The sequence below is a fragment of the Nostoc sp. genome, assembly GCF_036916655.1.
Taxonomy (GTDB): domain Bacteria; phylum Cyanobacteriota; class Cyanobacteriia; order Cyanobacteriales; family Nostocaceae; genus Nostoc.
The window spans coordinates 1-14,697 of sequence record NZ_JBALFY010000103.1 but is presented as its reverse complement, the minus strand read 5'-3'; the positions used below and the strand labels follow the sequence as shown (position 1 = coordinate 14,697).

General features: G+C 40.5%; 8 protein-coding genes and 1 pseudogene. 5 read left to right on the top strand and 4 right to left on the bottom strand.

Annotated elements, in window-relative coordinates; genetic code table 11:
• Nucleotides 1–10 precede the first annotated feature (10 nt).
• The gene (locus V7L31_RS28915; protein ID WP_334699415.1) at nucleotides 11–2,515 is read left to right on the top strand and encodes a CHAT domain-containing protein; all 2,505 of its coding nucleotides are present in this window, start codon (nucleotides 11–13) and stop codon (nucleotides 2,513–2,515) included.
• On the opposite strand, the gene V7L31_RS28910 is transcribed toward V7L31_RS28915, so the two are convergent.
• Nucleotides 2,476–3,486 (bottom strand): hypothetical protein, encoded by a 1,011-nt coding sequence (locus V7L31_RS28910; protein WP_334699414.1) that lies wholly within the window; start codon nucleotides 3,484–3,486, stop codon nucleotides 2,476–2,478. The genes V7L31_RS28915 and V7L31_RS28910 overlap by 40 nt on opposite strands.
• 33 nt (nucleotides 3,487–3,519) lie before the next feature.
• On the bottom strand, nucleotides 3,520–5,478 hold the full coding sequence (locus V7L31_RS28905) for a protein kinase domain-containing protein (protein ID WP_334699413.1): 1,959 nt from the start codon (nucleotides 5,476–5,478) through the stop codon (nucleotides 3,520–3,522).
• 401 nt (nucleotides 5,479–5,879) lie between these two features.
• Here V7L31_RS28905 and V7L31_RS28900 point away from each other — a divergent pair, with 401 nt between their 5' ends.
• The 3 genes from V7L31_RS28900 to V7L31_RS28890 all read left to right on the top strand — a co-directional run bounded on the left by V7L31_RS28900 (nucleotide 5,880) and on the right by V7L31_RS28890 (nucleotide 11,750).
• Nucleotides 5,880–7,391 carry an NB-ARC domain-containing protein gene (locus tag V7L31_RS28900; protein ID WP_334699412.1) on the top strand — a complete coding sequence of 504 codons (1,512 nt, stop codon included), beginning with the start codon at nucleotides 5,880–5,882 and terminating at the stop codon, nucleotides 7,389–7,391.
• Nucleotides 7,392–7,935: 544 nt separating this feature from the next.
• Nucleotides 7,936–8,304: a hypothetical protein gene (locus tag V7L31_RS28895; protein ID WP_334699411.1), complete on the top strand. Its 369-nt coding sequence runs from the start codon at nucleotides 7,936–7,938 to the stop codon at nucleotides 8,302–8,304.
• Complete coding sequence (locus tag V7L31_RS28890) at nucleotides 8,301–11,750, top strand: plasmid replication protein, CyRepA1 family (RefSeq protein ID WP_334699410.1); 3,450 nt, start codon at nucleotides 8,301–8,303, stop codon at nucleotides 11,748–11,750. The genes V7L31_RS28895 and V7L31_RS28890 overlap by 4 nt, the downstream gene beginning before the upstream one ends.
• 172 nt (nucleotides 11,751–11,922) lie before the next feature.
• Here the strand turns inward: V7L31_RS28890 and V7L31_RS28885 are convergent, their stop codons facing one another.
• On the bottom strand, nucleotides 11,923–12,573 hold the full coding sequence (locus V7L31_RS28885; protein WP_334699409.1) for a tyrosine-type recombinase/integrase: 651 nt from the start codon (nucleotides 12,571–12,573) through the stop codon (nucleotides 11,923–11,925).
• A gap of 21 nt (nucleotides 12,574–12,594) precedes the next feature.
• Nucleotides 12,595–12,864, bottom strand: a complete 270-nt coding sequence (locus tag V7L31_RS28880; protein ID WP_334699408.1) for a hypothetical protein — start codon at nucleotides 12,862–12,864, stop codon at nucleotides 12,595–12,597.
• Between the two features lie 1,651 nt (nucleotides 12,865–14,515).
• Here V7L31_RS28880 and V7L31_RS28875 point away from each other — a divergent pair.
• Nucleotides 14,516–14,697: pseudogene (locus V7L31_RS28875) on the top strand (hypothetical protein); the annotation flags it as partial.

Genomic DNA, 14,697 nt, shown 5'->3' with positions numbered 1-14,697 from the left:
AGATAGAAAAATGATCTCACCTCAATCTTGCTTTAAATATCTCTTATCAAGCATTTTAGCATTATCTATAATTTTCATTCAATCATCTTCCCCTGCCCAGACTGTAAAAAAAGAAAAAGAATTTCTCAAAAATCAAGCGGCATCCCTGACTTCATCAGGTCACGAACAATTAGCTCTAGACCGTGCGGATGAAGCTTTAAGAACTTGGCAGGAATCTACGAAAATTTATCGCCAACTAAACGATCAAGAGGGAATTACGGAAAGCCTGATTAATCAAAACCTTGCTTTCCAAGCATTAGGATTACACAAACAAGCTTGCAATACACTTTTAGAAGCTTTAAAGTTGAATACAATTCTAGATATTTGCGATCCGATTTTGCAGCAACCTGCTATTGATCAAAAAGAGCAACTGACGGCAGTAATCGGTAAGCAGAAACCAACATCAGTTAACTTGCTTGGATTACAGAATCTAGGAGAAGTCTTGCGGATTTTAGGTCAGTTAAATGAATCTGAAACAGTTATACAAGAAACATTAACGCTGGCAAAACTTGTATCCTCATCAAAGATTAGTGGGATTTATCTGTCTCTGGGTAATATCGAACAGTCAATTTATCAGCAATTGCAAGATAAATATTCTTGGATAGAGGAACCACTTTTTCGAGAGCAGATTGCTAACATTATTCCTCAAAAAGCGCAAAAATCACTCTGGTATTACCAAACACTAGAAAACATCCCAAATATCTCCAAATCAGCTAAACTGCAAGCTCAGTTGAATCACTTAACTTTACTGATCAGTTGGGAAAAATGGCTCAGTCATCAACCAAATCAAGCAAACCTCCATCAGAAAGTTAATCAACAAATTAGAGTATTGGTAAATCAAATAGATGACAATTCTTCTGCCTTTTTGGAGTTATCACCTGAGCCATCTATTCATGCTCGGTTGAATTTTGCTAATAACCTCAGCCAGATCCCAGATGAACAATTGAAATCAATAGCGATTCGATATGCTAATTTAGCCTTGAAAATGGCTGAAACTATTAATAGTATCCGATGGTTATCCTATAGTTTTGGTACTTTGGGTAAATTCTCAACTCAAACAGAACAAAAACAGGCATATTTTAAGAAGGCTTTAGGATTCGCTCAATCAATTCGGGCTTCGGATATCGCCTACCAATGGCAGCAGCAGTTAGGACTAATTTACCAAAAGCAGGGAAAAACTGAGTTAGCGATTCAGAACTATAATGCTGCGATCGCAAACATGACTCAAGTTCGTGATAGTCTTTTGTCAAGTAACGGAGACTTACAGTTATCGTTTCAGGAGGAAATGGAGCCGACCTATCGCAATTATATGCGATTACTCTTAGCATCTCCTAGTCCTGATTTAAAAAAAGTAATACAGATAAATGAAGGACTGCAAATAGCACGTTTAGAAAACTTTCTTCGATGTGGCAAGCTTGACCTTGTTGCTTTGAACCAGCTTCAAAATCTCAAGAACGTTCCATCTGTAATTAATATTATTGACTTAGAAGATACTATAGAGATAATTGTTCAGTCTCCAGATGGCTCACTTCACCATAATTCTGTTGACTCTAAGTTAGTTCGATTTCAGGTGAATCAGCTTTTAGAAGCATTACAAGGCGAAAAACTTATTAACATCAATGAGAATGCTATTACTCATTATTCTCAAAAAATTTATGAATATTTAATTACACCAATTAAAACATATATACCCTCATCAGGTACGCTAATATTCACTTTAGATAAATCTTTTCAAAGCTTACCAATGGCATTGTTATATGATGGAAAACATTATCTAATAGAGCATTATAGTATTGCAGAAACTCTAGGTTCTAGGGTAAGACAACCTAGAATCTTGCATGAAAACCAAATGATAGCTTTGATAGCTGGACTATCAAAAATTAGCCCCAGTTATATAGATAAAAATGCACCTAAAAACATGGAAAATTTGCCCCCATCTAAACAAGAAGTAGAAAATGTTGAAAAACAAACTAAATCGTCAGTCGCCTTGTTAGACGATAAGTTTACCCTTAAAAGGTTCAAAGAAGAACTGACTCAAAATAATTTTCCTATTGTACATATTACTACCCACGGACAATTCAGTTCTGACCCACTCAAAACAGTACTGGTTGCCTATGACAAACTAATTAATATTAGAGACTTTGACAGCTTAATCAGAGGTAAAACTGAAAATAGTCAAGATGCAATTGAGTTACTTGTTCTCAGCGCCTGCGAAACTGCAAAAGGCAACAAGCAGTCAGCGATGGGCATTGCAGGGATAGCTGCCCAGGCAGGTGCGCGTAGTACTGTCGCTACTTTGTGGCGCGTGGATGCCAATTCTACCGCTTTGCTTATGCAAGAATTTTATAAAGGGTTGAATAATGGCTTACCTAAAGCAGAGGCACTACGTCAGGCACAATTGAGGTTACTGTCAAATCCCCAATATCAAAAATCTTACTACTGGGCCCCGTTCCTCCTGGTGGGAAGTTGGTTGTAGAATTTCACCATCTTCAAACCTTCTTGCGCTTTTTGTAACTCTTTTGAATTATTACTACTTTTCGCTACCTCAAAAGCCTTGGTGTATTGGCGTTTAGCTTCGTTTGGCAACCAAGCCCTCAGATAGCGATCGCCCAGTACTCTGTAAAGAGTTGGATTTCGGCTAGGAGTTGCGGTCTCCGTCTGTGACTTCAGCATCTCAATTGTTTCATTTAAAAGATTTTCTGACGCATAGATTGCGTCTATATCAAGAACAGTTTCATCTGGTGGTAGTCCTAATTCTTTAATGCGTTTAATATTTTGTGCAATTTCTTCTTGTGAAACTACAGACAATAGGTTAACAGGCGTTGAGTCATAGCTAAAAGCATTACCATCTTTGTAAGCAAAGACATATATTGTATATATGCTCCCCGGTTGAAATTCCTTTTCATCGCTTGGGTAGGCAAGCCGAGTTTGATTTACAATTTTTTCCCATCCAAACTCGTAACTTTCGACTTTGACTTTGTAAGAAGTAGCACCCTTAACGGGAGTCCAAGTTATTTCCGGTCGAGGATTCAATGTTGAAGTGCTGTAAGGAGAAATAATTGTCGGCTCATCGCTCCCTTCTGTGCCTCCTTTTTGTATGCGACATCCATCAGTGTTGCTTGGATTGCAAGGAAATGAGGCTTGTTCAGATTCGGCACATTTATCAAGAGGAATAGTCCCACTAGGTAATTTTAAAAATTTTCCCGAACTAAAACATAAGAATTCTACAGAACCACCATTTAAAACTTCTAATTTATCTCCCTTACAAATTAAACTTCCTACTTCAAATCGTTTGTCGCCTTTGCTTATTATCCTTCCTAACGGTGGCTCACAACGAACCTGATTTCTTCTTACTCTTATGAGCGGTACATTTGCTAGCAATGGTAGATGAATTAGTATTAGAGAAGTTAAACAGCACATTTCTCCAAAAAAAATCAGCTTTTTCATTGTTTGACAAACATAAAGTGTCTTAGCATCTTATCATTTGTCAAGTATGTGATCTAGTAATTCTTCTCTCCAGACAAACACTTCTGGTAGGCTAGATTTAGTCAATATACAAGCATCTATATAAGCTCTGGCGTAATTAAGTTGACCTAATGATTCTTCTATTTGAGATAGTAAACAATATGCATCTGTTCTTTCACTGTCTAACTTTGTCGCTTTTTCTAAATATTTTTGCGCTTCATTTAACTTATTTTGCATTAACCTTGCCCATCCTAAATCTTTATACAACGATGCTTGCAACTCTTTATTATTAGTTTTTTTTAACCCGCTTAACGCTAAAGTAGCTGCGGCATTGTAATCCCCTTTTTTATTTTTCAATCTTGCTAAACCTGCAACAGGAAATATTGCTTGATCGCTACTTCTGATAGCAATTTCATATTGCTTTTGTGCTAAATCATATTCTCCCTGTCTATCATAAAAATCACCTAATCCGTAATGTGATTCCCATTTATTAGGTTTTAATTTAAAAATTATCTCGTAAGTTTTGTTAACACAATTGTAGTCATATAACTGCTGACATGCAATTGCTAAATTATTATAAGCACTATCATCTTTAGGATTATATTTTATAGCTAGTTCGTAATTATTTCTAGCAATCTTAGGGTCATTTTGATGCTGTAAACCCTTCTCAAAGTAAAAAAATGAGACTGAGTTAGTTAAATTATGTCCATACTTTATTGCCCTTTGAAAGTCTTTCTCCGCATCGGCATTCCTATTTTCTTTATAAGCTTCTTTACCTTGATTCAAAAAATAATCTGCTACTGTGTATTTTAAGCTATTATTCAAATTTACTGCTTTTTGAAAATCGTCCTCAGCTTGGTCAAATTGATTTTCTTTATAAGCTTTTTTACCGGAATCTAAATAATATTTTGCTACTAGAGGTAGTGATGCATATATCAAACCAACAATACTTAATAAACCTAATACAAACACACTAAGTTGAAACGGCTTTGATTTAATTACTCGATTAAGCTTTGATTTAAATGGTAAGCGATCCAATCGCTGCAAAATTACTTCAGTAGTTGCTGGACGATTCCCTGGTAAAGGAGCCATCAACTCATCAATAAAATCAGCAAAGGGTTTGTCAATCTGTGGCGCATCTTTTCTCCAAAGCAAGTTCCCTGTTTTTGTATCTTTAGACAAATCAACAGGTGGAGTCGCAGTGACTAAATGTACAAGAGTCCGCCCTAAAGCAAAAAAATCTGACTGTGGGACTGCCCGCCCTTCAATTTGTTCTAGTGAAGTGTAACCAGGCGTAACTACAGACGTAATTTCATATCGTCCTCCCCTTCCTGTATTAGTTCCTCCGCTTCCACTAATTTTTGCTAGATAGGTATCTGTCACCCGTCGCGCCACACCAAAATCAATTAATGATAGTTGCCCATTTGACTGAAGAATTATATTAGAAGGTTTAATGTCTCGATGGAAAAAATTGGAGCGGTGTACATCATGAAGAATTTCGATTAATTGTCTGAACCATTCCAATGCTAAAGATTGTGAAATTCTCCCATTAAATTCTATCCACTGCTCCAGGTTCTGTCCCTCGACTTTATCCATAACTAAACAACGCAGTGTCAGTTGAGTATCATTAGGAACAAAAGTGAAAAAATCATCTAAGGTACTTTTAGGGATTCTTGGATGATGAATTAGCTGTAAAGTTAGAGCTTCTTGCTCAATTAACTCAACCATCTTAGGCGATCCCCATCTCAGAACTTTCATAATTCGCTGCTCACGTACAGGATTCCACTGAGTACCAGCGTCCTCTACTTCAAAAACTTCCATATAAGTGAACAATTCTTGAGTAAGCGCTCTCAACGGCTTAATTAAGCGGATGCGGTCATTAATCAGCAGCGAAGTGCCACAAGAGAGACAGTTTTCAATATTGTCGGGATTTTGACGTTGATCGCAAAGGGGATTAATACAGTAGCATGACATATTTGAAAAACTTATACCAATGCAGTTGACAATGGTTATTAGGCATTAATCAACTAAACATCACCTATTTTGAATCTAAGTTTTATTGCTCTAATACTGTACTAAAAGACTATTACAGTAAATATTACTCAGTACTTATGACTTATTTTGTATATTATACAACTATTTTATTCTAAGCTTTGAGTAGAATAATCCCATTGATTTAACAGAAAATAAACTATTTGATGCATTCACAGTTTTAAGTAACCTATTAGATATTTGTATGTTACTTTCTTCAAATCAAGCAAATATAAGCACAAAAAGCTAGTATTATTAAGTCTAATCTAACACACCTCTACCATTGACTATAATTAAACGCCCCTTGGGAGGACTTTACTAAACCGATAGGATAAAGTACAAATATGGATTTCAGTGCGGAGCAAGGACTAAGGTTTTCAGAGATTTCCCCCTCCTCCCCTGTTACAACAGCAGAGGAGCCTCTAGAGCAGAGAATTTCAGAAACAGTAACTTTTGAAGAAGCTTTGATCGTAGTGAATAATCTAGTGTTTGCAAAAAGGGGTAAACCCCTATCTGATGCAGAGATTAGAATTATGAGAGGAGGGTGGGATAACAGTGAGTTCGTGGAGATAGCAGAGAATTCCCCGTATAGTGCTAATTATTTGCAACGGCGTTTAGCTCCTCAGTTATGGGATCTACTCTCTGAAACTATTGGAAATGAAGAACGGGTGGGAAAGAGGAACCTACGATATTTCTTAGAACAAGCCACCAAAAAATATTCTATTCCATTTGGACTAAACAACGAGCAAGTACTTCCTCCTAATGACTTTGTACAAGGCATCCGAGGCGAATTACCTGACTTATCTAATTTTTATGGACGGACACAGGAACTAATCCATTTAAAAGAATTAATAATAAAGCAACGCTGTGTATCATTAATAGGTGTGGCGGGAGTTGGTAAAAGTGCATTAGCAGCAAAACTGTTAACAGAGCTTAGTATAGAGTCTCCATCTGATTTTGATTGTTTAATTTGGAAATCAGTTGCCTATGCACCGAAAGTTCAGGACTTAGTAGCCGAACTAATGCAACTAATCCAACCTTCAGAAACATCCTCAAGCTTGCCAGAAACCACTCAGACAATGATTACAAAACTCGTTAAGCAATTAAAATCGCGCAGATGTTTGCTGGTATTAGATGAATTTGATGCATTATTCCAGAAAAATAACTTCGAGCAGAGACTAGATTACAGAATATTCTTTCGTCGCTTGGTAGAAGAACAACATCAAAGCCGCTTACTGTTAACTAGTAGAGTTTTACCTGATGAATTTGATAGTCTATTAAGTGCTAAACGGCACATCCAGTGGGTTAGAGTTGAAGGGTTAGACGCAGATACCGCAATGCATTTTTTGGCTACTCAAGGATTGACTGATACGCAAAAATGCAGCGAGTTAATCAACACCTATCGTGGTAATCCTTTAGAACTTAAAACAGTAGCGGATCGAATTAACCACTTCTTTAGTGGTAGTACAAAAATATTCTTCCAACACAAAACTACATTTTTTAGCAATGAGCTTCAAGCAATGCTTGATGAAGCATTTGGTCAAGTATTGAATGAGACTCAGAAGCAAATTATGATTTATTTAGCAGATAAAGTAGCTTCAGATTTTAAACCTATTAAATTCGTTGAAATAATCAACGATCTAAATCAGAAACACCAAGCATTAGTATCAACTTCAGAATTAATAAATGCATTGGAAAAACTTGAAAGACAATCGTTGATTGAAACTAATAAAGACCCATTTACAAAAGAAATCAGTTTTACTCTTCAACCAGTAATAAAAAAATATATTATGAAAGATCCGCAAGGATTAGTACGTATATCCCATGCTTTCCCAAAATTAGCAAATGCGTCTTGAACAAAAGCTTTTACCGCAGGGTAATCTACCCTACATAGAGTGTCACCAAACCTCTGATTACCCCTAACTAAAACAATCGTTAATAAATATGGAGGTCTAAAAGTAAAAATCAAAACGACGCTATTACACCAGACGACCAAAAGTTCTGTAATATAAAAACGAACAGGAAATGGAGGAAGATATACAACAGCACCAAAAATTTAAAGGACAAAGAGTCATTAATTAGTGACGCTTTGCCCAGTACCAAAAACAGAATAATTTCAGAGCGGGGTTATCTCACGAGAACCGAAGCAGTGGTATGGAAAGTTTGGCCGCTTTTATCCACTGACGGTCAGAAGAGATTCAATCCGCGCTGCTTCTCATATTATACGAGAAGCCACACGAAACGCACCAGTTTTATGTGGCATTTTTGGCTGTTGAAATTTCTCAAAGGGGCAAGATATTAAGTTTGATTAAGAAAAACCCGAATTTCGTAGTTAAAAATCCTTAGCAGCGCAACAACCCCCTCTGAAGCTTGTAAACCGAGTTATCAGGGGAAAATATTGTGAAAAATAGCAAACCCAAGAGCGCAGTAGTAGAGCGTATGGGGTTGAGTGCAGCTTTTGCATGGCAACTTTGTGCTGTAGCGTCGGGTAATTTCAGGAATATCCTGCCTAGTCGTCTACCAACTCAAAAATGCTGGGTGAGGATTGGGGAAAAGTTAAAAGGGAAAGGTATTTTATCCCTTTCCCCTTTACCCGTTTCTCTTTACCCAGCCAAGGGAACTTGGCTAACTACTAGAGCAACAGATTTGTTGCTGCTGATTTCAAGAGCGTTGCTTTTGGGCATCGTGTTGGCAAGTGGGGAAAGTTTGAACACTGACATGACTTTAAACCCATCTCTCTCCAAGGAATTCCAAGGGGAGAACCGATGAGTAGTGCGACAACTGAATACCCAAACAATCTCACGGCTGCCGAGTACCATGAGTTGCTAACTGGTAGCGCCATTCATCCTGCATTGATTGAGCGCAACTTCTTCCACATCGAGGGAGAAACAATTTATGACTACCTGTTTATCTCCAACAAAATCCCTCGAAAAAATGCAGGTCGAGCCACGGATACATACATCAAAATGTATCAGCATCTATTGCTGGGGGGAACCTGGATTCAATCACTTGACCCCTTTAAAAACTGGCAACCAATGGAGTGGGGAAGGATCAAGCCCAACTTTCCTCGCATTGATTGGCAAAAAGGGAAACCCGTCAAATACGAGTCACCCCCCAAAACTCCCAACCGCGTTACCTACTTTGATGTCGCTAACCCCATCTGGGACCGAGTTGCAAAGCGTTATTTAATTAAGCGCTATCATTCGCTTTTAGCATTGCGCTTGCTGGATCAACTCAATCCACTAATATTTTGGGAGTGGATAAAGCAACACCCAGAGATTCCGATTATCTTATGCGAGGGCGAAAAAAAGGCAGCTTGCTTGCTCTCTTTGGGGTTTGTAGCGATCGCACTTCCGGGAATTTGGAACGGGCGAGTCGGAAGACGGGATTTTGATGAACGGTTGCATCCTGACTTAGTACCAATGGCTCAGGCGGGACGCAAGTTCATTATTTTATTCGACTACGAAACTAAAGCTAATACCCGTTGGTCAGTTTACCAGGCAACGGTACGGACTGCAAAAGCAATCGAATCGGCAGGTTGCTTTTGTGAAGTTGCATTGCTGCCAGGGCCAGAAAAAGGTGTTGATGATTTTGTTGTGGCGCGGGGCGAAGATGCTAACGCTTTACTGACCGCAATCATCGATGATGCTAAATCACTTGCTGATTACAAGCGCTCGTATCGGGCTAAAAAATGGGGGTTAAGCAAGTACAAACCGGATGTCACTGTTAATGTCAAGTATCTCTCTGAAGCTTTGTGTATTCCTGAACTTGAAGAAAAATGCTTGAGAGTGCCTGAGCTTTATGATCTTGAAAAGGAACAACTTTTCACGCCATCTATAAAAGGACATCAAAGAAAGAAAGAGTCTACGAATTCTGGCGGAGTTGATTCAGACAAATCGAAGAAATCCCCTACCTTCAATTTCCCAAAATCAGGACTAGTCGTACTCTGGAGCGACATGGGTACTGGTAAAACCCAACTTATGCGCTGGTGGCGTGACCAAAACCCCGACGCGCGGTTCCTCAACAATGGGCATCGCGTAAATTTGCTGAAAAATCTTGCCCTTCGCTTGCAGACGGCGATGTATTCAGACTTGGGTTACACAGGTTTAGCTCAGGCTCAAGCCCTTAGTATTACTATCGACAGCTTGCATAAGCTGAATACTCAGTCTCTCACCTACGGCTGCATATTTATAGATGAAGCCTGCCAGTATCTCACCCACTTACTACATAGTAATACTTGCAAACAACATCGCGCCGCCATTTTGGAGGTACTGGAATATATAGTATACAATGCGCCACTGGTCGTCATCGCTGATGCACACATGGACGATTTAACGGTAAACTTCTTTCTTGCAATGCGACCAAAAGGTGAAGTACCTTACATCATTAAAAACGAATGGCGAAACGGTTCACGCACAATTTATTGGTACGAGGGGGATAATTCAAGCGCCCTAGTCGCCCAAATCTCGGCAGCGCTGATGCTTGGTGAGAAAGTCATGGTTGCAAGTGACAGTAAGCGTTTTATCAAAAAACTCGACAAATCCTTTACTATCAAGTGCGAAGAATCTAGCTCTGAAAAATCCCAGACACATCAAAAATGGCGTATTTGGTCGGTTCATTCCGATAATTCTGGCAGTGATGAGAATGTCGCTTTCATCAAAGATATCACCAACGCCGTCAAAAACTTTGATGCCTTGTTCACCTCTCCCAGTCTCGGTACTGGTGTCGATATTTCTGAGTATCATTTTGATTTGGTGTTCGGTGTTTTTCACGGCGTTTCCCAAACCGCTACTGAGTGCGCTCAACAACTGTACCGTTATCGTCCAAAAGTCCCGTTTCATATTTGGGTGGCCCCGCGTCCTCCCTTCGGCTACCAAGATACAAACGCATCCAAGATTAAAGAGCGCTTGCTCCAAACCAATGAAATGACTGCTTTTCTGTTGCGGATTGACAGAGAAACGGGTAAGCGGGGAGCGGAGAAAGATTGGGCGCTTGAGGCTTACTGCCAAATTATGGCTAACCGCCACTATTCTCTCAATAATTTGCGCGATTCACTGCGATCGCTCCTCACCGAAATGGGCAATACATTTATATGTGTAGGAAGCGACTCAGATCCTCAATCCCTTGAAAATCTTAAAGCAGCAGCACAAGCTTTGGATCGTGCCCACAATTCGGCTGTTGCCAAGGCGAACAATATTACTTTGAGCGAGTACCGTGCCCGTCAGAGCAAAGATTACCTTGACCCTAGCGAAATTTTTGAATGCGAAAAATTCCGCATTTCTGATTCTTACGGCATCGAAGTAACCGAATCACTCGTAGAAATGGATAAAGGTGGCCGCTTAATTAGAGCAATTGCTGGACTTGAGGCCATTTTAGCCCCACCCGAAGAATCGTTTACTGACCCGAAAACTGGGCAAAGTTATCCTACCCCACCAACAATTGTCACCCAAAAAGACCGCACCGAGCGCGACAATCTACCTTTGTGCATCGACTGGGGCAATTACTCGGCACGGTGGCTTGCTAGATTTAACCTGGGACTGCATCAGATTCTCACTTCTTTAGTGAGGGGTGATGAAGTTACCGCCGACGATTCCACCTTACTTAAGATGGCGGTGATCGCTAAAAACTGCGCTGCTCACGTCAAAGCAATTCTTGGGTTTACTATCCCCAGTGACTGTAAACCTATTTGGTTGCTGGCAACTTTAGTAGAGCAGCTGGGGCTAAAGTTGACTTTCCGCAAGCAAGGTAAACGGGGGCAACAGGTGAAACTTTTTTCTTTATCTAAAGAGGAATTAGAATTTGCAATGCATGTAATTGCTCATCGTGAAACGAAGCGTAATCAAAAAGAAAATCGAACCTATTATGCCCCCAAAACCCCTGCTGCGTATAGTGTAAATCCCAATCAGCAGGCCGTATCCACACCCCCCCTTGATGCTATAGGGAACTCCCATTGCCAAGGGGAGGATACTACCGCATTTGAGTCGCCTCCGACCGATCGCATTACGCTACTTCATTGTGTGGAAATGTTACGCTCTGGTATCAAGCAGGGGGTGGACGCGATTAAGGACATCCTTAAGCGATGGGTTGAGGATTTGCGCTGGGATACGGTGCTGGAACTTGAAGCGATCGCGGCAAATGAACTGCGACTTGTGGAGGCAGCAGTACCGGAATTTTACGCCTTGCTGAATGAAGAAGTGTTGCCGATGGAGGGATAAAGCCTACGCCGCGACTGAGCTACGTAAACCTAGAGCAATCTGTGCCTCATTTTTATCAGTGGCTATCGCTTGAGGTGTTGCCTATGGAATTGTAAATGGCTTTTTGGGAAAATCCTTATAGCCTTTATTTACTCTCAGTCCTGTCTAGATCAACTAACATGTATTTCCTGATCTATCCCTCCGATGATAACTTCGTGTTATCCGCATTCTGCATGTCTTGATTGTTGCTGCTAATTGATGGCGGTGATAACATCGACAACGCCGCGATCGCACCCCGGACTTGGGATGGTTCCACCTCCAGGTAATGTTGCAGTTGCTCCAAACTGCGATGTCCGCTAATTTCTTGAATAACTCGCAATGGAATTCCGGCATTGCTCATGAAAGTAAGTGCAGTTCTGCGGCAACTGTGTGTGCTTGCTCCTTCGATGTCCGCACGTTCGCAAGCTTCTCGGAAGATTAGGCTTGCATATTCTGAGTGCAAGTGACCGCGCCCCCATCGACCAGGAAACAAAAAACCATCACGGGAGTTTGTCGGTTTGTAAGTAGCTAGGAAGCACCTTAGTTCTGACAAAATCGGAATGCTGCGGGTAGCTAACTTTCCCTTTGTATTCCCTTTACGGATGATCAGCTCTGCTCTGATCCGTCCCTTGCTGTTATAAACATCTTTAATTTTTAGGGTAACTGCTTCATTGACGCGGCAACCCGTGTACAGCATCACGCCTATTAGGGTTCTGTCTCGCTCTGTGGTTAACCCCGAAGTGAATAGACGCCCGATTTCTTCCGGCGACAAAACTTTTGCCTTTCCGTGACGGTCAATTTTCACCCCAGATGCTACCCCCGATAGTTAATCATTATCGCCGATGCTCCCGTCCCAGGATTTATTTCGGTGAAAAAAGTGTGGAACTGTACTGCAATGTGTACTAGTTTCTCTACCGTTTCCCTTTCCCTGTTCACGGACAAAGTGAAAATTGTGGCAGTTTGTCAGCAACAGAATACCCCCGTCACCTGTAGCCAGAACGGTGTGGTGTACTAATGCTGTACTATTTACCTGCCATTTAAGCGCACAGGAGAAAAAGCCGATTGCCATTTGGGACTGCCATCGCTCGTGCTGCACAAGCAATAATCACCTTTATCATGATGAGCGATCGGTTGACTCAATGACTCTTCGTCCCAGTTTACCTAGCCACTACCTTTCTTCATGCCATTGGGCTATAGCCAATGCCCCTATATTGAAAAACCTAAAGATAGGTGAAAAAAATAAACTAAAAATGGCTTTATAGTTAATAAGTGATATAAAAATTTAAAGAGTATACTCTTAACAGTTAACTACACAAATATTACAGGTGTAGGTTTGGGTTAAAGAAAACGGGCAAAGGTGCTTATTTTAAGAAACTTTACAAAATTCTTTCCTGCTTCTGTTGCTTTCATGCTAAATCAAGCTTATCGGAATAGCCCGCTTTTTAATCGCTATCACGCCATAAAACTATAGAGTCATTTTTAGTTTATTTTTGAGAGTAGTGTGATTGCTCTATAAAAAATTCTTCAAAAAACGGACGGGTAAAACTTGCGTACCAAAAACTCAAACTTTTCTCCGATTGATTCCGAACTTGGTCTGAATCAATTTTCAGGGTGAGGGAGATCCAAATAATAAAATGCTATGAGCCTAGCTTTCGCCCCGAACGCGAGTGCGTCTCCCTTTGGGAGAAGGGCGAAAGCGCCAGAAATATAGTTGTGTAGCCAAAATATTCTTGATACGGTGAGGCAGCGCGGTCTTCTCCCAAAGGGAGAGGCTAGCGCCAAGGGGGTTTCCCCCATGAGCGACTGCACCAAGCCCATAGGGGCTGGGCATTTTATTACTTGTAAGTGCCTGAACGCCAAGATGCTCCCTGATGGGCGAAGGAACTTTAGGTGATTGCGAGTTAGTTTATGATGTTGTCCATTAAAGAATTATTTGTCAATTTTAAGTAATTAATGTCTTGCTGTGTAAGAGGCTATAAAGCTTATTAATACGGAGATTTTGGTCTTTTAGCAACTCGTATATTCTTTGAATGGTTTTAAACAATTAAATGCCTTTTCTCTTAAAACTGACTCCTCAAGAATTAAATGATTAAATGCCTTTTTTTTGGAAATCCGAATAAGGTATTGACTATTGTGGTTATCTCGTGGCGCAGCGATCGCCACCGAAAAGAGCGAGTACGCCATCGCTTAGGCTTAGTATCAGCCTAACCCAAAGTATAGTGTCATAAACTCGCTCGGGAAGCCAGATCGCGATTTTACTGGAAAAGCTTGAGTGGTTGAAGAAGGCAGGAGGCAGAGGGCAGGAGGCTCAGTTGGAAACAATTGGATGGGGATTCAGACCCCAACCAATTGTCAGCGCCGTATAGACGGCGGGGTTTTAAACCCAAGTTCGGTACGGTCACGGGCAGAGTGCAGGAGTCAGAATTTCCTTCTGCCTCCTGCCTCCTGCCCTCTGCCTTTCTTGATAATGAGGGCCTTTGTTGTAAGTGAAAGGGACATTAATTTTAAAAAACTGGATTTACAGAGCTAGACCATCATTTAAATTGCACAGAGCTAAAAAATCGAGCGTTTGGACACTAATTATTTAAAACTGACAACTAATTCTTTAATGGACACTTTACAAAAACCATCGCTTGAAGAATGCGCTGACACATTTGGCGATGATACTATCAAGGTAATTCATCATGATGAATTACACGATTTAATAAGCGTGGGCAGTCCAAGTTTACCTAGATGATACGCTTTCCATGAGCAATACAGGGCGGAAAAAAAAATTAGCATCTTTCAACTGTGACCAAAGGAAGTGGGAGCAGTTTATCGCCTGTTGCAACTCGAAAGGGACGACCGCAACAGCCACGCTGCTCGAATTTATCGATCTCTACTTAGGCGATTCTCACGATAAGCTTGATGCAATAGGTGGTAACGATTT

Excerpts from the sequence above, each read along its gene's own strand:
- V7L31_RS28915 (WP_334699415.1), top strand. The coding sequence starts at position 11 with ATGATCTCACCTCAATCTTGCTTTAAATATCTCTTATCAAGCATTTTA.
- V7L31_RS28910 (WP_334699414.1), bottom strand. The coding sequence starts at position 3,486 with ATGAAAAAGCTGATTTTTTTTGGAGAAATGTGCTGTTTAACTTCTCTA.
- V7L31_RS28905 (WP_334699413.1), bottom strand. The coding sequence starts at position 5,478 with ATGTCATGCTACTGTATTAATCCCCTTTGCGATCAACGTCAAAATCCC.
- V7L31_RS28900 (WP_334699412.1), top strand. The coding sequence starts at position 5,880 with ATGGATTTCAGTGCGGAGCAAGGACTAAGGTTTTCAGAGATTTCCCCC.
- V7L31_RS28890 (WP_334699410.1), top strand. The coding sequence starts at position 8,301 with ATGAGTAGTGCGACAACTGAATACCCAAACAATCTCACGGCTGCCGAG.